This window comes from Streptomyces sp. NPDC056527 (genome assembly GCF_042794475.1).
In the GTDB taxonomy this organism is placed as follows: domain Bacteria; phylum Actinomycetota; class Actinomycetes; order Streptomycetales; family Streptomycetaceae; genus Streptomyces.
In genome coordinates this window covers 1-20133 of the sequence record NZ_JBHTTQ010000122.1, presented here as the reverse complement: position 1 = coordinate 20133, position 20133 = coordinate 1, and the positions used below count along the sequence as shown (strand labels likewise).

Below are 20133 nucleotides of genomic sequence, written 5' to 3'. Positions count from 1 at the left end.
CGCCAAGGACTGACAAGAGGCACGGACAAGGGGCCGTACGGAGATCTCCGTACGGCCCCTTGTCCGTGCCTGTGCGCGGGTCGGCTTAGACGTACCGCTCCAGGATCGAGGACTCCGCGAGCCGGGACAGGCCCTCGCGGACGCTGCGCGCCCGGGCCTCGCCGACGCCGTCGACGGTCTGGAGGTCGTCCACGCTGGCCGCGAGCAGCTTCTGGAGCCCGCCGAAGTGCTCCACGAGCCGCTCGATGATCGCGCCGGGCAGCCGCGGCACCTTGGCGAGGAGCCGGTAGCCGCGAGGGGAGACCGCGGAGTCGAGGGTCTCGGGCGAGCCGCTGTAGCCCAGGGCCCGCGCCACGATGGGCAGTTCGAGGAGTTCGGCGTGGGTGAGCGCGTCGAGCTCGGTGAGCGCCTCGGCGACCGTACGGGAGCGCTTGGCCGTCGGCTCGGGCACGTAGTCGCGGATGACCAGCTCGCGCTCGGGCTCGACGCCCGCGATCAGTTCGTCGAGCTGGAGCGAGAGGAGTCGGCCGTCGGTGCCGAGCTCGACGACGTACTCGGCGATCTCGGTGGCGATCCTGCGGACCATCTCCAGCCGCTGTGCGACGGCGGTGACGTCGCGGACGGTCACCAGGTCCTCGATCTCCAGGGCGGAGAGGGTGCCGGCGACCTCGTCGAGACGGAGCTTGTACCGCTCCAGGGTCGCGAGCGCCTGGTTGGCGCGCGAGAGGATCGCGGCCGACTCCTCCAGGACGCGGCGCTCACCGTTCACGTAGATCGCGATGAGCCGCATCGACTGGGAGACGGAGACGACCGGGAAGTTGCACTGCTTGGAGACCCGGTCCGCGGTGCGGTGGCGGGTGCCGGTCTCCTCGGTGTGGATGGAGGCGTCCGGGACGAGCTGGACACCGGCCCGGTGGATCTTGGAGATGTCCTTGTCGAGGACGAGTCCGCCGTCGAGCTTGCACAGCTCGCGCAGCCGGGTCGCGGTGAACTCCACGTCCAGCACGAAGCCGCCGGTGCACATCGAGTCCACCGTCTTGTCCATGCCGAGCACGATCAGACCACCGGTGTTGCCACGCAGAACGCGCTCGAGGCCGTCGCGCAGTGCGGTGCCGGGAGCGACCGCGCTGAGGGCCGCGCGCATCAGCGCTTCGTTCCCGTCCTTGGCTGCCACTGCACTCCTCCGGCTCGTACGGATGGGCGAGACCAGGGCAAAGTCTAGCGACACCGCCCCGCGGCCCTCCGCCGCGCGCCGGATCCCGCCCGGTCCGCACCCTCGGGAACCACCCGCACGCCACCTGCCCGCAGCCGGCCACGGCCAACCGTCCCACCCCTCGCACGCCGACACCCCGCACCCCCGGCCCACCACACACGGGGGCACCGAGCCGTGCCGAAGCGCCGCACGTCCGGGCCCGCTGCGACCGCCACTAGCCCCTGGGGCACCGGCCGCGCCCGCCCGCGCCGCCACTCGTCTCCGGCCCGCGCACCGGCTGTCCACGTCGGCGGACCCTCGCCCTCGGGAGTGCCGAGGCGGGTCCGAAGCGCCGCGCCATTCCCGTCCCCGGGGGCGTCCGGCCGTGCCCCGCGGGCTACGCGTCCGCGCCCTTGGGGGCGGCCGCTCGGCGGCTGCGGGGGAGGACCTGCAGGGCGTCGCCCATGTCCGCCACCTCCGTCACCTTCATGCCCGCCGGGACCTTCCCCGGGTCCGTGGGGACAAGGGCGTGGGTGAAGCCGAGGCGGTGCGCCTCGGCCAGGCGCCGCTGAACGCCCGTGACCCGGCGGACCTCGCCCGCGAGTCCGACCTCACCGATCGCGACCAGGTTCTTCGGCAGCGGGGTGTCGCTGGCGGCGGAGGCGAGCGCGAGCGCGATCGCCAGGTCGGCGGCCGGCTCGGAGAGCTTCACGCCGCCCACCGTCGCCGAGTAGATGTCCCGCTTGCCGAGCGCGGTGATCCGGCCGCGCTGCTCCAGAACGGCCAGCATCATCGAGACCCGGGACGTCTCCAGACCGGACGTGGTCCGGCGCGGGGACGGGATCTGGGAGTCGACCGTCAGCGCCTGGACCTCGGCCACGAGCGGCCGGCGGCCCTCCAGGGTGACGGTCAGACAGGTGCCCGGCACGGCGACGTCGCGGCGGGTCAGGAACAGCCCGGAGGGGTCGGCGAGGCCCGTGATCCCCTCGTCGTGCAGCTCGAAGCAGCCGACCTCGTCGGTCGCCCCGTACCGGTTCTTCACACCGCGGACCAGCCGCAGGCGGGCGTGCCGGTCACCCTCGAAGCTCAGGACGACGTCGACCAGGTGCTCCAGGAGCCGGGGGCCGGCGATCGCGCCGTCCTTGGTGACGTGGCCGACCAGGAGCGTGGACATGCCCCGCTCCTTGGAGGCCCGGATCAGCGCGCCGGCGACCTCGCGCACCTGCGCCATGCCGCCGGGCGCGCCGTCGATCTCGGGGGAGGCGACGGTCTGCACCGAGTCCATGATCAGCAGCGAGGGCTTGACCGCGTCGAGGTGACCGAGGACGGCGGACAGGTCGGTCTCGGCCGCCAGATACAGATGGTCGCTCAGCGCGTTGATCCGGTCGGCCCGCAGCCGGACCTGGCTCGCGGACTCCTCGCCCGTGACGTACAGCGTGCGGTGCTCGTCGCTCGCGGCCTTCGCGGCGACGTCCAGCAGCAGCGTCGACTTGCCGACGCCGGGCTCACCGGCGAGGAGCACGACCGCTCCGGGCACCAGGCCCCCGCCGAGCACACGGTCCAGCTCGTCGACGCCGGTCGAGCGCGCCGTGGCCTGCCGGCCGTCGACCTGACCGATGGGCAGCGCGGCCGTGGAGACCCGGCCCGCGGCGGTCGTGCGGACGGCGGGCGCGCCGTACTCCTCGACCGTCCCCCAGGCCTGACACTCGGGGCAACGGCCGAGCCATTTGGCGGTCGTCCAGCCGCATTCGGTGCAGCGGTAGGACGGCCTGTCCTTGGCGGATTTCGTACGGGCAGCCATGCACCGAACCGTAGCGGGCCGCACTGACAACGGGTGCCGAGCCGGAAGTCCGCCGACCCGGCGGCGGGGCCCTGCCGCCGGAATATCGCGCTCCTGTCCCCTTTTGAGGGATACCTTCACCCGTACGGATTAAAAGTGTTCAACCGGTACGAAGACCCCAGTCAGTCCTGCCTACGGTCGCCCAGTGACGAGCAGCAGGCTGGACCCCTCCCCACACACCACCGGCGCACACCGGGCGCACCGGCGAGCGCCCGAAAGCCCGCGCACCATCGGCCAGCACCCGCCCGCACGCTACGAGGCCCATCTGGACGGGCTGTTCACCTACTGCCTCTCCGTGCTCTGCGACCACGACGCCGCGACCGCCGTCCTCGGCGACGTCCTCGCCGTCGCCGAACGCCACCACGGCCGCTGCCCGTCCGACGCGGACGGGCGCAGGGCATGGCTCTACGCGCTGGCCCGCTGGGCATGTCTGCGCAGCCTCGCGGAGCAGCGCAGCAAGCGACAGGGCGCGCACACCGGCCGCCCCGTCGTCGCCGCGCCCGAGCCGCCGCCGGTCTCCGAGGAGGTCGCCGAGCGCCGGCGCTCTGAACTGGCCCTGCTTGCCTGGCCCGAGGCGGCCGGCACCACCCCCGAGCAGCGCGAGGCGCTGGAGCTCGCCGTCCGGCACGGCCTCGGCCACCGCGAAGTCGCCGCCGTGCTCTCCCTCGACCCGCTCGCCGCCCGGGAGCTGCTCTCCTCCGCCGCCTGCGAGGTCGAGCGGACCCGGGCCGCGCTGGCGGTCGTCGAGACCGGCAACTGCCCCACCGTCGCCCGGCTCACCGGCGACCACCAGGTGCTGCTCTCCGCGGCCCTGCGTGCCGAACTCGTCCGCCATGTCGACGACTGTCCGCGCTGCCGCCGGGCCGCCGAGCGCGCGGGTGCGGGCGGCCCCTGGCCCGGCGCGGCCGCGGTCTCCCCGGCCAGGCTCCCGCTGGTCGAGGCGCCGAAGGCGGCCGCGTACGTGGCGATGCTGCATGTCCCACGCGCGCGTGCCGGTGCCCCGCGCTTCGGCCCGACCGGCTTCCCGATGGACCCCAAGGACCACGCGGCCCGCCGCGACCGGATGCGGGCCCGCGCGGTGACGACGACCGTCGTGGCGGCGGTCGTCGCGGCGCCGGTGCTCGCCCTGTGGGCCTCGTACCGAGCCGGCCCCCTCATGGGGGAGGGCGACCGTGCGGGCGCTCCGGTCAGCGCGCACGAGACGGACGAACCGACGAGCCTCGACGGCACCCCGTACGACCGCTACGAGAACGCGGGCAACGCGGAGACCACCCCCGACTCCCGCTTCACCCAGGGCAGCCGGTCCCCTGACGTCTCGGTCGAGGTGATCAGCCCCGGCGGGCCGGTGGGACCCACGCTGCCCGGGCAGCCCGGTCCCGGCCGGATCACCGTCGCGGCGCACGGCGACGGGGACACGACGCTGCTCACCCTCACGGCGTCCGGCGGCGCGCCCGTCGACTGGTCGCTGTGGACGGACGCGCCGTGGCTGTACGTGAGCCAGGCGTCCGGCACACTGCGCCCCGGCGAGTCGGTGACGGTCCGCATCGCCGTCGACGAGGCACGCGAGCCCGCCGGCGCGTGGTCCGCGCGGGTCGGGGTCAACCCCTCGGGCGCGGTGGTACGGATCGGCGGCCGCGGGGCGGGCACCTCGCCGCCCCCGACGACGGAGGAGCCCCCTCCGACGACGGATCCGACGACCCCACCGCCGACCACGGACCCGACGACACCTCCGCCGACGACCGAGGAACCGCCCCCGACGACGGATCCGACGACCCCACCGCCGACGACGGACCCCACCCCCACGAGCGACCCCTCACCGTCCACGGACCCGGGAACACCGAGCGGCTCGGACTCCCCGCCGACGTCGTAGACGACGGGGACGAGCCGGCGTCGGGGTCGCCGGGTCGGCACGCGCCCGGGTGACCGCCCGCGTGGCGATCGGGTCGGCGTCCGGGGCGCTTCCCGGGCTCGCTTCCCACGCCGCGCGGCCCGTCACCGGGCCGGGCTGGGCGGCCGCGACGGCGCTCGGCCTGTCACCGGGCCGCGCTGGGCGACCGTGACGGCGGCCTGCCTGGCACCGGGCCGCGCCCGACCGGGCGACCGCGGCGGCGCTCGGCCTCACGCTCGGCCCGTCACCCGGGCTCACCCCGCGCGGGGGTTACCGCTCCGCCGGGTCCGCCGGGTGCGGTGCCACCAGCGGCAGCTGGGCGGCCAGCCGGGCCTCGCACAGCTCCACCAGCACGTCGTACGCCGCCTTGCCCATCAGCTCCGTCAGCTCGGGCCGGTACGTCACGTACACCGGCTCCCCGGCCCCGTGCGCCGAGGTCGCCGAGGTGCACCACCAGTGCAGGTCGTGGCCGCCGGGGCCCCAGCCGCGCCGGTCGTACTCGCCGATCGACACCTGGAGGATCTTCGTGTCGTCGGGCCGCTCGATCCAGTCGTACGTACGCCGCACCGGCAGCTGCCAGCAGACGTCCGGCTTGGTCTCCAGCGGCTCCTTGCCCTCCTTGAGGGCCAGGATGTGCAGCGAGCAGCCGGCGCCGCCCGCGAACCCGGGGCGGTTCTGGAAGATGCAGGACCCCTCCCAGCGGCGGGTCTGCCGGTCGCCGTCCTCGTCGACCTGCGTCCAGCCCGTCTCCGTGCCGACGTCGTGGAACTGCCACAGCTCGGGCGTGAGCCGGTCCACGTGCGAGGCGACGCGCTTCTCGTCGTCCTCGTCGGAGAAGTGGGCGCCCAGCGTGCAGCAGCCGTCGTCGGCGCGGCCCGCCTGGATGCCCTGGCAGCCGCTGCCGAAGATGCACGTCCAGCGCGAGGTGAGCCAGGTCAGGTCGCAGCGGAAGACCTGCTCGTCGTCGGCAGGGTCGGGAAACTCGACCCATGCCCGCGGAAAGTCGAGGCCCTTCTCGTCCGGTTCGCCCCGGCCGGCAGTGGCGTTCGGCTTCTTGGAGGTCTTCTGAGCCTTGGCGGTGTTGTCTTTGCCCGGCTTCGCCTTTTTCGTCTTTGGCACACGACAAGCGTATGCGGGTGGGAGCAGTAGCGTTCCGTCCATGAGACTCGGAGTCCTCGACGTCGGTTCGAACACAGTGCACCTGCTGGTGGTGGACGCCCACCCCGGCGCCCGCCCGCTGCCCGCCCACTCCCACAAGGCGGAGCTGCGGCTGGCGGAGCTCCTCGACGAGGGAGGTGCCATCGCGCCCGACGGCATCGAGCGGCTCATCGCGACCGTCCAGGGCGCCATCCAGGCCGCCGAGGACAAGGGCTGCGAGGAAGTGCTGCCCTTCGCGACCTCGGCGGTGCGCGAGGCCACGAACGCCGACGCCGTCCTGGAGCGGGTGAAGCGGGAGACCGGCATCGACCTCCAGGTCCTCACCGGCGAGGAGGAGGCCCGGCTCACGTTCCTGGCGGCCCGCCGTTGGTTCGGCTGGTCCGCGGGCAAGCTGCTCCTCCTCGACATCGGCGGCGGCTCGCTGGAGATCGCGTACGGCATCGACGAGGAGCCGGACGCAGCGGTGTCGCTGCCGCTGGGCGCGGGACGGCTGACGTCCGGCTGGCTGCCGGGCGACCCGCCCGACTCGGCGGACGTACGGGCGCTGCGCCGCCACGCGCGCGCCCAGATCGCCCGTACGGTCGGAGAGTTCAGCCGCTTCGGCAAGCCCGACCATGTCGTGGCCACGTCCAAGACCTTCAAGCAGCTCGCCCGGATCGCCGGATCGCCGGGCTCCGAGCGGGGGCTCTACCTGCGGCGCGTCCTGACCCGCTCGTCCCTGGAGGAGTGGGTCCCCAAGCTCGCCGCCATGACGTCCGACCAGCGCGCCGACCTCCCGGGCGTCTCGGAGGGCCGCGCACCCCAGCTGCTCGCGGGGGCGCTGGTGGCCGAGGGGGCGATGGACCTCTTCGGCGTGAACGAACTGGAGATCTGCCCCTGGGCGCTCCGCGAGGGCGTGATCCTGCGCCGCCTGGACCACCTGCCGGAGGAGTAGCGCCAGGACGCACGCGCGCGTACGTGGACAACGCGCGCGTGTCCGGGCCTTCGGACCCATGTGCGCGTGCCGGGCGACAGGGGCCCACGCGCGGTAGCCGGGCAACCGTCCCCACGCGCGCGCGTGCCCCGCCTCCGCCCCCGCGCGCCTCGCGGCACCGGCCCGCCCGCACCCCCGGCGTGCCGGGCCTGCCCTGCTGCACCCCCTCGCGGCACCGGCCCGCCCGCACCCCCGGCGCGCCCCGCCTCCGCCCCCGCGGCACCGGCCCGCCCCGCACCCCGTGCAGGCCCCGCTTCACGGCCCCGCACCCCCCGTACAGGCCCCGATTTCGTGGGCCCCGCGCGCCTCGCGGCACCCCACGTGACCGGAGCCACCCCCCTGGGGCCTGCCCCGCCCCGTACCCTGTCCCTCGTGGCAGAACCAGTGGTGCGCATCCCGGATGCGAAGGTCGCCCTGTCGACGGCCTCGGTCTATCCGGAGTCGACGGCGACGGCCTTCGAGATCGCCGCGCGCCTCGGCTACGACGGCGTCGAGGTCATGGTGTGGACCGACCCCGTCAGCCAGGACATCGAGGCCCTCCGGCGCCTCTCGGACTACCACCAGGTCCCGATCCTCGCCGTCCACGCGCCCTGTCTGCTCATCACCCAGCGCGTCTGGTCCACGGACCCCTGGGTCAAGCTCCAGCGCGCCCAGGCGGCCGCCGAGAAGCTCGGAGCCTCCACGGTCGTCGTGCACCCGCCGTTCCGCTGGCAGCGCCAGTACGCCCGCGACTTCGTCACCGGCATCTGGCGGATGGCCGACGAGACGGACGTCCGGTTCGCCGTCGAGAACATGTACCCCTGGCGGTACAAGGACCGCGAGATGCTCGCGTACGCCCCCGAGTGGGACGTCACCAAGGACGACTACCGTCACTTCACGGTCGACCTCTCGCACACCGCCACCGCCCGCACGGACGCCCTCGCCATGGTCGACCGCATGGGCGACCGCCTCGGCCACGTCCACCTCGCCGACGGCAAGGGCTCCGCCAAGGACGAGCACCTGGTGCCGGGGCGCGGCACCCAGCCCTGCGCCGAGGTCCTCGAACGCCTCGCGCACACCGGCTTCGACGGCCATGTCGTCATCGAGGTCAACACCCGGCGGTCGATGTCCGCCGCCGAACGCGAGGCCGACCTCGCCGAGGCCCTCGCCTTCACCCGGCTGCACCTGGCCTCGGCGGCCCGGCCGTCGTCCCGGGCCCCCCGCTCATGACCGGTTCGGCCCCCCGCCGGCGCGGCCGCCCGTCGCGTACCGAGGAGGAGAGCGGACCGGGCGCGCGCGAACGCATCCTGGAGGCCGCCCGCACGCAGTTCGCCGAACGCGGCTACGACAAGACCTCCGTACGCGGCATCGCCAAGGCGGCCGATGTCGACCCGGCGCTCGTGCACCACTACTTCGGTACGAAGGACGAGGTCTTCGCCGCCGCCATCGAGGTCTCCTTCGAGCCCACGACCGTCGTCCCGGCGATCATCGAGGGGCCGCGCGACGCCATCGGCGAGCGGCTGGCGCGCTTCTTCATCGGCATCTGGGAGAACCCCGTCTCCCGCGCCCCGCTGCTCGCGATCATCCGCTCCGCGCTGACCCACGAAGCGGCGGCGAAGGTGCTGCGCGGCTTCGTGCTGCGCAGGCTCCTGGAACGGATCGCGGCCGACCTCGACGTGCCGGACCCGAAGTTCCGCGCGGAGCTGGCGGCCTCCCACATGATCGGGATCGCGATCCTGCGGTACGTCATCCAGGTCGAGCCGCTCGCCACCGCCGACCCGGAGAAGATCGTGGAGATGGTGGCCCCGACCCTCCAGCGCTACCTCACGGAGTCCTGACCGGGATCCTGTCCGGAGCGCCGACGCGCGTCCTGACCCGTGCCCCGGCACCACCCCGCCGACCTCGCCCGTTGACCGAAAGCTGAACAGGCGGTCCGGCATACGGACACGCTGTCCAGATCTTGGTCGGCGGGCGTACGCTCGACAGCAAGCACACCCATTTACTGAGGAGCGAGCGACGATGCCCGAGCTGAGGTCCCGCACAGTCACCCACGGCCGCAACATGGCGGGCGCACGCGCCCTTATGCGCGCCTCCGGTGTACCGGGCGCGGACATCGGCCGTAAGCCGATCATCGCGGTCGCCAACTCCTTCACGGAGTTCGTCCCCGGCCACACCCACCTGCAGCCGGTCGGCCGGATCGTCTCCGAGGCCATCACGGCGGCCGGTGCCATCCCGCGCGAGTTCAACACGATCGCCGTCGACGACGGCATCGCGATGGGCCACGGCGGAATGCTGTACTCCCTGCCCTCCCGCGACCTGATCGCGGACAGCGTGGAGTACATGGTCGAGGCGCACTGCGCCGACGCCCTGATCTGCATCTCCAACTGCGACAAGATCACCCCCGGCATGTTGAACGCCGCGCTGCGCCTCAACATCCCGACGGTCTTCGTCTCCGGTGGCCCGATGGAGTCCGGCAAGGCCACGCTGGTCGACGGCACGGTCCGCACGCTCGACCTGGTCGACGCGATCTCCGACGCCGTCAACGACAAGATCTCGGACGAGGACATCCTCCGTATCGAGGAGAACGCCTGTCCGACCTGCGGCTCCTGTTCCGGCATGTTCACCGCCAACTCGATGAACTGCCTGACCGAGGCCATCGGCCTCTCGCTGCCCGGCAACGGCTCGGTCCTCGCCACCCACACGGCCCGCAAGGCGCTGTACGAGAACGCGGCCCGCACGGTCGTCGACATCACCCGTCGCTACTACGACGAGGACGACGACTCCGTCCTGCCGCGCTCGATCGCGACCCGGGCGGCCTTCGAGAACGCCATGGCCCTGGACATCGCCATGGGCGGCTCGACCAACACGATCCTGCACCTGCTCGCCGCCGCCCAGGAGGCCGAGCTGGACTACGGCCTGAGCGACATGGACGCCGTCTCGCGCCGTGTGCCGTGCCTGGCCAAGGTCGCGCCGAACGTGGCGCCCGGCGGCACGTACTACATGGAGGACGTGCACCGCGCCGGCGGCATCCCCGCCATCCTCGGCGAGCTGTACCGCGCCGGTCTGCTCAACGAGGACGTGCACACCGTCCACTCCCGCTCCATCAAGGAGTGGCTGGAGACCTGGGACGTGCGCGGCGGCTCCCCGTCGGAGGAGGCCGTCGAGCTCTGGCACGCGGCGCCCGGCTGCGTCCGCTCCGCCACCGCCTTCTCGCAGTCCGAGCGCTGGGATTCCCTGGACACGGACGCGGCCGGCGGCTGCATCCGCGACGCGGCCCACGCGTACTCGAAGGACGGCGGACTCGCGGTCCTGCGCGGCAACCTGGCCGTGGACGGCTGTGTCGTGAAGACGGCCGGCGTCGACGAGTCGATCTGGACCTTCGAGGGTCCGGCGGTCGTCTGCGAGTCGCAGGAAGAGGCCGTCGAGAAGATCCTCAACAAGCAGGTCAAGGACGGCGACGTGGTCGTCATCCGCTACGAGGGCCCGCGCGGCGGCCCGGGCATGCAGGAGATGCTCTACCCGACCTCCTTCCTCAAGGGCCGGGGCCTGGGCAAGACCTGCGCGCTGGTGACGGACGGCCGCTTCTCGGGCGGTACGTCGGGTCTGTCGATCGGCCACGCCTCGCCCGAGGCGGCGTCGGGCGGCACGATCGCGCTGGTCGAGGACGGCGACCGGATCCGTATCGACATCCCGAGCCGCTCGATCGAGCTCCTGGTCGACGACACGACGCTGGCTGCCCGCCGCGAGGCACTGGGCGGGGTCTACGCCCCGAAGAACCGGCAGCGCAAGGTGTCGGCGGCGCTGCGGGCGTACGCGGCGATGGCGACGAGCGCGGACAAGGGCGCGGTGCGGGACGTGTCGAAGCTGGTCTGAGCCGGGTTCCGCTCCGAGACGACCCTCCGGGACATCGCCGTAAGGCGGACGACGCTCTGAGGGGGCACTGCGAGACACCGGGACGCGGGGAGTGGGCGGAAGCGCTCACTCCCCGCGTTCGTCACGTGTACGCCACCACGTCACCGTGCGCCCGGGGCGGGACGATCGAGGCGGGTGTGGGGGAGTACGCGAGCCCGTGGGAACACGGCGGCCGACCCGGCGTCACCACCCCGCCGGGTCACGCCCGTCCACCGCGAACACGGACCCGTCGGGCGCGCTCCCGAACACCTTCTCCCCGGCGACGACGGGCGCGGGCACGGTGGTCGCGTACCCGAGCCTGCCGTCCCCGAGCCGCGGCTTCGTCTGGCCGATGAGCGCGCCACGCGCGGTGTCCACGGCGATGAGCCTCCCGTCGGACGCGGAGAGATAGAGCCGTCCGCCGGGCGCGAGCACGGGGGCGGAGACGTTGCCGGCGGCGGTCTCCAGCTCCCAGAGGACCCGTCCGGAGGGGCCGGCGGCCATGTCGAGGGCGATGAGCCGGCCGGTGGGGTCGAGGACGTAGGCGGTGGCGCCACGGACGGCGATCGTCGCCTCGTACACGCGATAGGGGAGCGGGAGGCGACGGACGGAGTGGTCGGCGGGGTCGTAGCGGACCAGCGCGTCGGTCTCCGTGCCCCGACGGTGCGAGGCCAGGATCAGCGAGCCGTCCTCGGCCGTGGCGACCGGGGAGAGGTCGCCCTCCAGACGCCGCTGCCAGACCACGTCGCCGCTCGCGGGGCGCACGGCGGCCACGCGGGTGCGGGTCGCGTCGCCCGACGGCTCGAAGACGGACACGAGGTCGGTTCGGGCCTCGTAGGGGCCCACCTGGGGTGTCGTGAACCCGGCGAGGCCATGGCGCCAGAGCTGTCGTCCGGTGGAGCTGTCGACGGCCCGGAGTCCGCCGACCCCGGTGGACAGGACGACGGCCGTGCCGGCGGGCGTGGCCCGTTCGGCGACGGCCGGGCCGGTGTGCCAGCCGGGTGCGCCGTCGCCGGTCGCGTAGGTGCGGAGGGGCCCGTTCGGCGACGCGACGGCGACGAGGCCGTCCGCCGGCACGGACGGGGCGGCGGGGTCCCGGCCTGCGGCCGGGTGCGACCACAGGACTTGCCCGGTCTCCGGGTCGAGCCGGGCGGCGGCGGTGCCCCCGCCCGCGCAGTACAGGGCCCCAGCGCCATGGGTGCAGGTGGGCGCGGTGGGGTCGCCGCCCTTGTGCAGGACGGTGTGCCAGCCGTCGAAGGCGACGGCCGCCTCTGCCGCGTTCGGCCGGGGGCCGGGGTCCTCGCCGCTATCGGTGCGCAACGCCACGACCGCCCCGCCGGCCGCGAGGACGGCGAGCGCGGCGACTGCCACGACCGAGGGCCGGAGCCGTCGACGTGCACGCGGCGCCGGTGCCCGCACGGGCGTGTCCGCGTCCCAGGACCCGGACGGCCCGGGTGGGGGCGGGGGCAGGGTGGGCGGCCGCCGCTGGGCGGGTATGAACGCCGCCGCCTCGTACGAGGGCGGCAGCAGCGCCGCCATGATCTCGGCCGGGGTCGGGCGCTCCGCCGGCTCCTTGGCGAGGCAGCGGGCGACGAGTGGGGCGAGGTCGTCCGGGACCCCCGTCAGATCCGGATCGTCGTGGACGACCTGGTACGCGACGATGTACGGGCTGTCGGAGTCGAACGGTCCGTGCCCCGTCGCCGCGTGCACGAGCACGGAGCCGAGCGCGAAGACGTCCGCCGCCGGGCCCACCTCGCGGGGCCGCTGGAACTGCTCGGGTGCCATGAAGGGCGGCGACCCGATCAGCTTCCCCGTCTCCGTGTGCAGATCGCTGTCCACCGGCCGGGAGATGCCGAAGTCGATGACCTTCGGTCCGGTGTCGGTGAGCAGGACGTTGCTGGGCTTGAGGTCGCGGTGGACGACGCCGGCCCGGTGGATGTCGCGCAGCGCCTCGGCGAGTCCGGCGGTCAGCCGGCGCAGCTCGGCGGGGGACAGGGGGCCGTTCCGCTTCACCTGGTCGGCGAGGGTGGGGCCGGGGACGTAGAGAGTCGCCATCCAGGGGCGTACGGCGTCGGGGTCGGCGTCCACGACGGGCGCGGTGAAGGCACCGCTGACCCGGCGGGCGGCGGCCACCTCCTGGCGGAAACGGGCCCTGAACTCCGGGTCCTCCGCGTACTGTCCGTGCACCACCTTGACCGCGAGCCGTAGCCCGGAGGCGGACGTGGCGAGGTGGACGACACCCATGCCACCCGCGCCGAGACAGGCCTGGAGACGGTAGCCGCCCGCGTACTCAGGTTCTTCCGCATCCCGGTCGGCACCGGTACTGCGCAACGGCGGCATAGCCAACCCCCGTGTGGTTCCCCGTTGAGGCCGCGCGCGTGCGCGACGCACGGAGCCTAGTCCATGGTGCCCTTGATGTCGGCGGGGCTTGCTAGCCTGCGCGTCGCAGAGAGTGAATTGCAGCGGAGCGCTTTGCGCCAACGGGGGAGGACGCCATGGGCGTTGACGAGACGAAGGAAGCGGCCGCGGTGGCCGCGGAGCTGGACGGGGTGTCCACGGCGAGCGCGACGCGCTACCCGGTCGCGCCGGGGACCCGTGTCAATGTCCGCTCGGGCCCGGGCACGCAGTACTCGATCGTACGGATCCTGCCCGTGGGCTCCTGGGTGGGGATCCGCTGCCAGACGCCCGGCCAGACCATCACCGGCCCGTACGGCACGACGAACATCTGGGACAACATCGCGTCGGGCGAGTTCATCTCCGACGCGTACGTGAAGACCGGCAGCGACGGCTACATCGCACCCCGCTGCGGCTGACCCGCACCCGGCCGTCGCCCGTTCCGTCGCCACCCCGGGGATAATCGACCTCGTGAGCGACGAAGACCAGACCGCCGAGCCCAGCACCACCGCCAAGGGCGCGGCCGGCGGTACCCCCGCCGGCCCGCAGCCCGAGGAGATCCGCTTCTTCGGGACGACGTGGGTCGACCACAGCGGCAACTACGTGCTGCGCCGCGCCGGGCTCGCCGTCGGTGCGCTCGCCGCCGCCGCGGCGGGCTGCTTCGTGCTGCGCTTCGCCTACGAGGGTCTCGAGATCGCCGAGGTCGGCGGCATCCTGAACCTGCTCGTGGTCGTCATGTTCGCGATCTGCAGCGCCATCGCCTTCCGCAAGACCTGGGAGGGCTTCGTCCGCCGCCCCGCCGACCCGGCCCGCGAGGATTCGCTGCGCAGCCTGAAGATGATCGGCTTCATCGGCTCGCTCCTCGCCTACTTCTTCCGCTGCTTCGTCGAGGCCCCGGGCGAGCAGCTGCGCCGCACGGAGTACGAGACGGCCCGCACCCAGTACGAGAAGCGACGCGGGGCCCGCGCGGGCAACCCGGCGGCCCGCAAGAAGCGCAAGGGCAAGTAGCCCGCACCCGCACCCGCCCGCCGTATCCGCACGCCCGATACGGACAGACGCCCGCAGGACGCCCGGCCTTCGCCGGGCGTCCTGCGCGTTTCCGGCGAACCCGTTTCCAGGCGTCCCGGTGCTTGACGCCCCGGACCCCCGCGCGCAATATTCATCACATGATGAATTACCCCGGCGAGGTCACGCAGCCGGCCATCGTCGCGCACGGCCTCACCGCCGTACGAGGCGACCGCACCGTCCTGCGCGGCCTCGACTTCACCGTCCCGGCCGGCCGGATCACCGGCCTCCTCGGCCCCTCAGGCTGCGGCAAATCCACCCTGATGCGCGCGATCGTCGGCACCCAGGCCCACGTCACCGGCACCCTCCAGGTGCTCGGCCGCCCGGCCGGCGACGCCGCCCTGCGCTCCCGCATCGGCTACGTCACCCAGGCGCCGTCCGTCTACGACGACCTCACCGTCCGCCAGAACCTCGACTACTTCGCCGCCGTCCTCCTTCCCGGCCGCGCCCACCGCGAAGACCGCCGCAGCGCGGTCGCCCGGGCCATCGACGACGTCGACCTCGCCTCGCACGCCGACTCCCTCGCCGGCCGGCTCTCCGGCGGCCAGCGCAGCCGCGTCTCCCTCGCCGTCGCCCTCCTCGGCACCCCCGAGGTCCTCGTCCTCGACGAACCCACCGTCGGCCTCGACCCCGTCCTCCGCCGCGACCTGTGGAACCTCTTCCACCGCATCGCCGACGACCGCGGCACCGCCATCCTCGTCTCGTCCCACGTCATGGACGAGGCCGAGCGCTGCCACCGACTGCTCCTCATGCGCGAAGGCGAGATCCTCGCCGAGGACACCCCGGACGCCCTGCGCCGCCGCAACGACACCGCCACCGTCGAAGAGGCATTCCTCCACCTCGTGGACGCCGCCAACGCCCGCGCGGCCGCCCCCCTCGACCAGCCCCGGCCGACCCAGGAGCCCCGAACGATCGAGGAGCCCCAGCGATGAGCACCGCCCGCACCCTCGCCACCGCCGCCCGCGTCCTGCGGCAACTACGTCACGACCCGCGCTCGATCGCCCTGATGATCCTCGTCCCGTGCGTGATGCTCTTCCTGCTCCGGTACGTCTTCGACGGCAGCCCCCGCACCTTCGACAACATCGGAGCCTCGCTCCTCGGCATCTTCCCCCTGATCACGATGTTCCTCGTGACCTCGATCGCCACCCTGCGCGAACGCACCTCCGGCACCCTGGAGCGCCTGCTCGCCATGCCCCTGGGCAAAGGCGACCTCATCGCCGGCTACGCCCTCGCCTTCGGACTCCTCGCCATCGTCCAGTCCGCCCTCGCCACCGGCCTCGCCCTCGGAGTCCTCGGCCTCGACGTCGTCGGCTCCCCCTGGCTGCTCCTCCTCGTCGCCCTGCTCGACGCCCTCCTCGGCACCGCACTCGGCCTCTTCGTCTCGGCCTTCGCCGCCTCCGAGTTCCAGGCCGTCCAGTTCATGCCGGCCGTGATCTTCCCCCAGCTGCTTCTCTGCGGCCTCTTCATCGCCCGCGACCAGATGCAGCCCGTCCTCGAAGGGATCTCCAACGCGCTGCCCATGTCGTACGCCGTCGACGGCATGAACGAGGTCCTCCGGCACCCCGACGTCACCAGCGCCTTCGTCCTCGACGCCCTCGTCGTCGCCGGCTGCGCCCTGCTCGTCCTCACCCTCGGCGCCGCGACCCTCCGCCGCCGCACCGCCTGACCGCCCCTCGGACGCCCGCACCGCGCGACCCCGCGCGGTGCGAGGATGTTCCTGCACGTGGACGAAGTGTCCACACAGATGGACCGGCGCATGCCCCTTCCGGCGAGGTGAACAGAGCCATGACCCAGACCGTCGCAGTCCTCGGCACCGGCAAGATCGGTGAAGCGCTCCTCAGCGGCATGATCCGAGCCGGCTGGCGCCCCGCCAACCTCCTCGTCACCGCCCGCCGCACCGAGCGCGCCGAAGAACTGCGCGCCCGCTACGGCGTCGAGCCCGTCACCAACGCCGAGGCCGCCAAGCGCGCCGACACCCTCATCCTCGCCGTGAAGCCCCAGGACATGGGCCGCCTCCTCGACGAGCTGGCTCCCCACGTCGCCGCCGACCGCCTCGTCATCAGCGCCGCCGCCGGCATCCCCACCTCCTTCATCGAGGACCGGCTCACCACCGGCACCCCCGTCGTCCGCGTCATGCCCAACACCCCCGTCCTCGTCGACGAGGGCATGTCCGTCATCTCCGGCGGCAGCCACGCCACCGCCGAGCACCTCGTCCACGCCGAGGAGATCTTCGGCGGCGTCGGCAAGACACTGCGCGTCCCCGAGTCCCAGCAGGACGCCGCCACCGCACTCTCCGGCTCCGGCCCGGCCTACTTCTACTTCCTCGTCGAGGCCATGACCGACGCCGGCATCCTCCTCGGCCTGCCCCGCGCCCAGGCCCACGACCTGATCGTCCAGGCCGCCATCGGCGCCGCCGTGATGCTCCGAGACAGCGGCGAACACCCCGTCAAGCTCCGCGAGGCGGTCACCTCCCCGGCCGGCACCACCATCAGCGCCATCCGCGAACTGGAGAACCACGGCGTACGGGCCGCCCTCATCGCCGCCCTCGAAGCCGCCCGCGACCGCAGCCGCGAGCTCGCTTCCGGCAACGGCTGACCGGCCCCCGGCCTAAGCGGCCGCGGCACCCTTCAGCACGTCCTCCGTCGACACGACCCGGGCGAACCGCCCGCCATGGAGCGACACCGCCGTCGCCCGGGTCAGCTCCTCCGCCGTGGCCGTCCACCCGAACGGCCCTCCCAGGTCGAACGTGTGCATCGCGTCCAGCGGGAACACCACGTCGTACCCGAGATTCCCGCCCATCCGCGCCGTCGTCTCGTTGCACATGTTCGTCTGGATCCCGACGATCACGATCTGCTCGATGGCCTCCCCCTTCAGCCACAGGTCCAGCGACGGCTCCCCGTAGAACGCCGAGTTCACGCTCTTCGTCACCAGCAGCTCCCGCCCGCTGCCCTTCCCCCTCCGCTCCTCGACGAAGTCCTTGAAGTCGTTGCCCACATGCCCCACCCGCAGCGGCGACCGCGACTCGGCCGCCGAATCGTGCCGTACGAACACGACCGGCCGCCCCGTCTCCTGCCACAGATCGATCAGTGCCGCGATGTTCCCCTCGGCGGCCGGGTTGTTCCGCTTCCCCCAGAACTCCTCCTCGAAGCCCTTCTGTACGTCGACGACAACCAGCGCTGCGTTCTCCGCGATCTCCATGCCCACGATGCTGCCGCCCGGGCACCCCGCGTCCCAGAGGAGAGAAAGTCAGCGATCGATGGTTTACTGCCACCCATGCCGACGGCCCCCGCGGAACCCCAGCGCATCGCCCTGATCTCCTTCCCCGGCATCCGCGCCTTCGACATCTCGGTCATCACCGAGGTCTGGGACAGCGGCCGCCGCATCCCCGGCGTCCCTCCCTTCGAACTCCGCCGCGTCGCCGCCGACCCGACCACCCCCATCCCGCTCCGCGGCGGCCTCACCCTCACCCCCGACCGCCCCCTCGACTGGCTCGACCGGGCGGACCTCGTCCTCGTCCCCGGCATCGAGGACCCCGACGCCGACACACCCACCCCCGTACTCGAAGCCCTCCGCCGGGCCCACGCCGCCGGCACCCCCGTCGCCTCCCTCTGCGCGGGCGCGTTCGTCCTGGCCAAGGCCGGGCTGCTCGACGGCCGCCGCGCGGTCACCCACTGGCACCTGGCCCGGACCCTCGCCACCAGGCACCCTCGGATCACCGTCGAGCCCGACGCGCTCTTCGTCGAGGACTCCGGCATCTGGACCTCGGCCGGCACCGCCGCCGGCATCGACCTCTGCCTCCACCTCGTCCGCACCGCCCACGGAGCCGAGGCCGCCGCCACGATCGCCCGCTCGATGGTCACCGCCCCCTTCCGCACCGGCACCCAGGCCCAATTCATCGAGCACCCCACACCCCGCGCCGACCGCGACGCCGACGCCCTGGCCGCCGTCCGCTCCTACGCCCTCGCGCACCTCGACGAACCCCACACCGTCGCGAGCCTGGCCGCCCGCGCCGATATGTCGCCACGCACCTTCGCCCGCCACTTCCAGGCCACCACCGGAACCACCCCTCTCCACTGGCTCATCACCCAGCGAATCGCCGCCGCCCAGAAACTCCTCGAACGCACCGACCACCCCCTCCCCGAGGTCGCCCGCCGCGCGGGCTTCGGCAGCGAGGTCACGATGCGCCAGCACTTCGCCTCGCACCTCGCCACCAGCCCACGCGACTACCGCCACGCCTTCCGTCACCCGACGGCCGGCATCAACCCGATCGCCCGATAGGCCCGGTCCACCAACGGCCGAGCCATCCCCCGGGCCCGCTCGGCCCCGTCCCGTAGCACCCGGTCCACATGCCCCGGATCGGCCGCCAGCTCCGCATGCCGCTCCCGGACCGGCCGCAGCATCTCGACCACCGCGTCCGCCGTGTCCCGCTTCAAAGATCCGTACGACTCATATACACCGGCCAGGGCTTCCGGGTTCCCACCCGTCGAGGCCGCCAGCAGATCGAGCAGATTCGCCACCCCGGGACTCGCCTCCCGGTCGTAGACGACATCCCGACCGCTGTCCGTCACCGCCCGCATGACCTTCCGCCGCACCGCGTCGGCGTCGTCCAGCAGATAGACGATGCCGCTCCCGTTCTCGTGCGACTTCCCCATCTTCGACAGCGGGTCCTGCAGATCCATGACCCGCGCCGCCACCTCCGGATGCGTCGCCCTCGGCACGGTGAACACATGCCCGTACCGCTGGTTGAACCGCACCGCCAGATCCCGGGTCAGCTCCACATGCTGCGTCTGGTCCTCACCGACCGGCACCTCATCGGTCCCGTAGGCGAGGATGTCGGCCGCCATCAGCACCGGATACGTCAGCAGCGACAGCCGCACACTCTCCCCGGCCGCCCGCGCCCGCGCGCCCTTCTCCTTGTACTGGATCATCCGCCGCAGCTCCCCGTCGGTGGCGGTGCACTCCAGCAGATACGAGAGCCGGGCATGTTCGTCCACATGGCTCTGCACGAACACCGTGCACAACTTCGGGTCCAGGCCGGCGGCCAGCAGCAGCGTGGCCGCCTGCCGACTGAGCCGCAGGACGCGCGCCGGATCGTGCTCGACGGTCAGGGCATGCAGATCCACGATGCCGAACAGGGCGTCGGACCCGTGCTGGTCGATGTCGACCCACCGCCGTACGGCCCCGAGGTAGTTGCCCAGCGTCAGATGCCCCGTGGGCTTGACCCCGCTGAAGATCCGCTTCATCGCGTTCGTTCTCCCTACTCTCCTGTGCGCCGACCCGTCGGCCGCACTCCCGGAGGGGGAAACGCGAACGGCCGCCGAGGCGGCGGCCGCTGGTGCATGCGTGAGCGCGGGCCGCCGTCAGGCGGCCCACCACTGAGTCGTGCGCGCATGCGTAGTCATGCGGAGAGACTACGCCCGGGGACCGGGGTTGACATGGGATTGCGCCGTCCGTAGTGTTCTCCGAGTTGTCCGACGTGAGCACCGACCCCGGTCGGCCCCGGACAGCCATTCCGCAAGACCCACTACAAGCTGATGATGCTTCGTCGCGTCGTCGTGCTTTCCGTGCGTTTTTGCGAAATGAGGAATCCGCGTTCGAAGGTTTGAGCGTGAGCCGCCCGATTAGCGTCGGAGGCAGGGAATCCGCTAAAGTCTCACTCGTCGGAACGGCCCAACAGCCGCAAAGACAACCCACTCTGACTGGGAATCAGGCCCGAAAGGATCTGATAGAGTCGGAAACGCCGGAAGGCCGAA

General features: G+C 72.9%; 17 protein-coding genes. 11 read left to right on the top strand and 6 right to left on the bottom strand.

Translation table 11 applies throughout. The annotated features are described in order from the left end of the window. Positions 1 to 85: 85 nt before the first annotated feature. Together disA and radA are read right to left on the bottom strand one after the other, a co-directional pair. Entirely contained in the window at positions 86 to 1144 is a 1059-nt protein-coding gene (disA, locus tag ACFQ7Q_RS33590) for a DNA integrity scanning diadenylate cyclase DisA (protein ID WP_329125588.1), read from the bottom strand. Between the two features lie 445 nt (positions 1145 to 1589). Beyond that, positions 1590 to 2993 (bottom strand): DNA repair protein RadA, encoded by a 1404-nt coding sequence (gene radA, locus ACFQ7Q_RS33585; protein WP_383561859.1) that lies wholly within the window; start codon positions 2991 to 2993, stop codon positions 1590 to 1592. Positions 2994 to 3177: 184 nt separating this feature from the next. Between radA and ACFQ7Q_RS33580 the strand changes: the two genes are divergently transcribed. Continuing rightward, positions 3178 to 4902: a hypothetical protein gene (locus ACFQ7Q_RS33580; RefSeq protein WP_383561857.1), complete on the top strand. Its 1725-nt coding sequence runs from the start codon at positions 3178 to 3180 to the stop codon at positions 4900 to 4902. 288 nt (positions 4903 to 5190) lie between these two features. Here ACFQ7Q_RS33580 and ACFQ7Q_RS33575 read toward each other — a convergent pair whose 3' ends face one another. After that, positions 5191 to 6039 (bottom strand): hypothetical protein, encoded by an 849-nt coding sequence (locus tag ACFQ7Q_RS33575; RefSeq protein ID WP_383561855.1) that lies wholly within the window; start codon positions 6037 to 6039, stop codon positions 5191 to 5193. Positions 6040 to 6079: 40 nt separating this feature from the next. On the opposite strand from ACFQ7Q_RS33575, the gene ACFQ7Q_RS33570 reads away from it, so the two are divergent. The 4 genes from ACFQ7Q_RS33570 to ilvD all read left to right on the top strand — a co-directional run bounded on the left by ACFQ7Q_RS33570 (position 6080) and on the right by ilvD (position 10903). Further along, the gene (locus ACFQ7Q_RS33570) at positions 6080 to 7012 is read left to right on the top strand and encodes a Ppx/GppA family phosphatase (protein ID WP_383561853.1); all 933 of its coding nucleotides are present in this window, start codon (positions 6080 to 6082) and stop codon (positions 7010 to 7012) included. A gap of 411 nt (positions 7013 to 7423) precedes the next feature. Next, on the top strand, positions 7424 to 8260 hold the full coding sequence (locus tag ACFQ7Q_RS33565; protein ID WP_383561851.1) for a sugar phosphate isomerase/epimerase family protein: 837 nt from the start codon (positions 7424 to 7426) through the stop codon (positions 8258 to 8260). Then, complete coding sequence (locus ACFQ7Q_RS33560; RefSeq protein WP_383561849.1) at positions 8257 to 8868, top strand: TetR family transcriptional regulator; 612 nt, start codon at positions 8257 to 8259, stop codon at positions 8866 to 8868. Before ACFQ7Q_RS33565 ends, ACFQ7Q_RS33560 begins: the two co-directional genes overlap by 4 nt. Positions 8869 to 9049: 181 nt before the next feature. After that, positions 9050 to 10903, top strand: coding sequence for a dihydroxy-acid dehydratase (ilvD, locus tag ACFQ7Q_RS33555; RefSeq protein WP_383561847.1), 1854 nt, complete (start codon positions 9050 to 9052; stop codon positions 10901 to 10903). A gap of 222 nt (positions 10904 to 11125) precedes the next feature. On the opposite strand, the gene ACFQ7Q_RS33550 is transcribed toward ilvD, so the two are convergent. Beyond that, positions 11126 to 13261, bottom strand: a complete 2136-nt coding sequence (locus ACFQ7Q_RS33550; protein ID WP_383561845.1) for a PQQ-binding-like beta-propeller repeat protein — start codon at positions 13259 to 13261, stop codon at positions 11126 to 11128. A 155-nt stretch (positions 13262 to 13416) separates the two neighbouring features. Here ACFQ7Q_RS33550 and ACFQ7Q_RS33545 point away from each other — a divergent pair, with 155 nt between their 5' ends. From ACFQ7Q_RS33545 to proC, 5 genes are all read left to right on the top strand, one after another. Next, positions 13417 to 13734: an SH3 domain-containing protein gene (locus tag ACFQ7Q_RS33545; RefSeq protein WP_383561843.1), complete on the top strand. Its 318-nt coding sequence runs from the start codon at positions 13417 to 13419 to the stop codon at positions 13732 to 13734. Positions 13735 to 13786: 52 nt separating this feature from the next. Beyond that, positions 13787 to 14323, top strand: a complete 537-nt coding sequence (locus ACFQ7Q_RS33540; protein WP_383561841.1) for a hypothetical protein — start codon at positions 13787 to 13789, stop codon at positions 14321 to 14323. Positions 14324 to 14481: 158 nt separating this feature from the next. Continuing rightward, the gene (locus ACFQ7Q_RS33535; RefSeq protein WP_383561839.1) at positions 14482 to 15312 is read left to right on the top strand and encodes an ABC transporter ATP-binding protein; all 831 of its coding nucleotides are present in this window, start codon (positions 14482 to 14484) and stop codon (positions 15310 to 15312) included. Next, positions 15309 to 16046 (top strand): ABC transporter permease, encoded by a 738-nt coding sequence (locus ACFQ7Q_RS33530; RefSeq protein ID WP_383561837.1) that lies wholly within the window; start codon positions 15309 to 15311, stop codon positions 16044 to 16046. Before ACFQ7Q_RS33535 ends, ACFQ7Q_RS33530 begins: the two co-directional genes overlap by 4 nt. A 119-nt stretch (positions 16047 to 16165) precedes the next feature. Beyond that, complete coding sequence (proC, locus tag ACFQ7Q_RS33525) at positions 16166 to 16975, top strand: pyrroline-5-carboxylate reductase (protein ID WP_383561835.1); 810 nt, start codon at positions 16166 to 16168, stop codon at positions 16973 to 16975. A 12-nt stretch (positions 16976 to 16987) separates the two neighbouring features. Here proC and ACFQ7Q_RS33520 read toward each other — a convergent pair whose 3' ends face one another. After that, positions 16988 to 17578 (bottom strand): cysteine hydrolase family protein, encoded by a 591-nt coding sequence (locus ACFQ7Q_RS33520; protein ID WP_383561833.1) that lies wholly within the window; start codon positions 17576 to 17578, stop codon positions 16988 to 16990. 75 nt (positions 17579 to 17653) lie between these two features. Here ACFQ7Q_RS33520 and ACFQ7Q_RS33515 point away from each other — a divergent pair, with 75 nt between their 5' ends. Further along, entirely contained in the window at positions 17654 to 18658 is a 1005-nt protein-coding gene (locus ACFQ7Q_RS33515) for a GlxA family transcriptional regulator (RefSeq protein WP_383561831.1), read from the top strand. Here the strand turns inward: ACFQ7Q_RS33515 and trpS are convergent. Continuing rightward, complete coding sequence (gene trpS / locus ACFQ7Q_RS33510; RefSeq protein ID WP_383561829.1) at positions 18622 to 19623, bottom strand: tryptophan--tRNA ligase; 1002 nt, start codon at positions 19621 to 19623, stop codon at positions 18622 to 18624. The two genes, ACFQ7Q_RS33515 and trpS, sit on opposite strands and share 37 nt — an antisense overlap. Positions 19624 to 20133: the final 510 nt, after the last annotated feature.

Bases quoted from the DNA above. Each gene is read 5' to 3' on its own strand.
- disA (WP_329125588.1), bottom strand. From the start codon at position 1,144: ATGCGCGCGGCCCTCAGCGCGGTCGCTCCCGGCACCGCACTGCGCGAC.
- radA (WP_383561859.1), bottom strand. From the start codon at position 2,993: ATGGCTGCCCGTACGAAATCCGCCAAGGACAGGCCGTCCTACCGCTGC.
- ACFQ7Q_RS33570 (WP_383561853.1), top strand. From the start codon at position 6,080: ATGAGACTCGGAGTCCTCGACGTCGGTTCGAACACAGTGCACCTGCTG.
- ACFQ7Q_RS33560 (WP_383561849.1), top strand. From the start codon at position 8,257: ATGACCGGTTCGGCCCCCCGCCGGCGCGGCCGCCCGTCGCGTACCGAG.
- ilvD (WP_383561847.1), top strand. From the start codon at position 9,050: ATGCCCGAGCTGAGGTCCCGCACAGTCACCCACGGCCGCAACATGGCG.
- ACFQ7Q_RS33550 (WP_383561845.1), bottom strand. From the start codon at position 13,261: ATGCCGCCGTTGCGCAGTACCGGTGCCGACCGGGATGCGGAAGAACCT.
- ACFQ7Q_RS33545 (WP_383561843.1), top strand. From the start codon at position 13,417: ATGGGCGTTGACGAGACGAAGGAAGCGGCCGCGGTGGCCGCGGAGCTG.
- ACFQ7Q_RS33535 (WP_383561839.1), top strand. From the start codon at position 14,482: ATGATGAATTACCCCGGCGAGGTCACGCAGCCGGCCATCGTCGCGCAC.
- ACFQ7Q_RS33530 (WP_383561837.1), top strand. From the start codon at position 15,309: ATGAGCACCGCCCGCACCCTCGCCACCGCCGCCCGCGTCCTGCGGCAA.
- proC (WP_383561835.1), top strand. From the start codon at position 16,166: ATGACCCAGACCGTCGCAGTCCTCGGCACCGGCAAGATCGGTGAAGCG.
- ACFQ7Q_RS33520 (WP_383561833.1), bottom strand. From the start codon at position 17,578: ATGGAGATCGCGGAGAACGCAGCGCTGGTTGTCGTCGACGTACAGAAG.
- ACFQ7Q_RS33515 (WP_383561831.1), top strand. From the start codon at position 17,654: ATGCCGACGGCCCCCGCGGAACCCCAGCGCATCGCCCTGATCTCCTTC.
- trpS (WP_383561829.1), bottom strand. From the start codon at position 19,623: ATGAAGCGGATCTTCAGCGGGGTCAAGCCCACGGGGCATCTGACGCTG.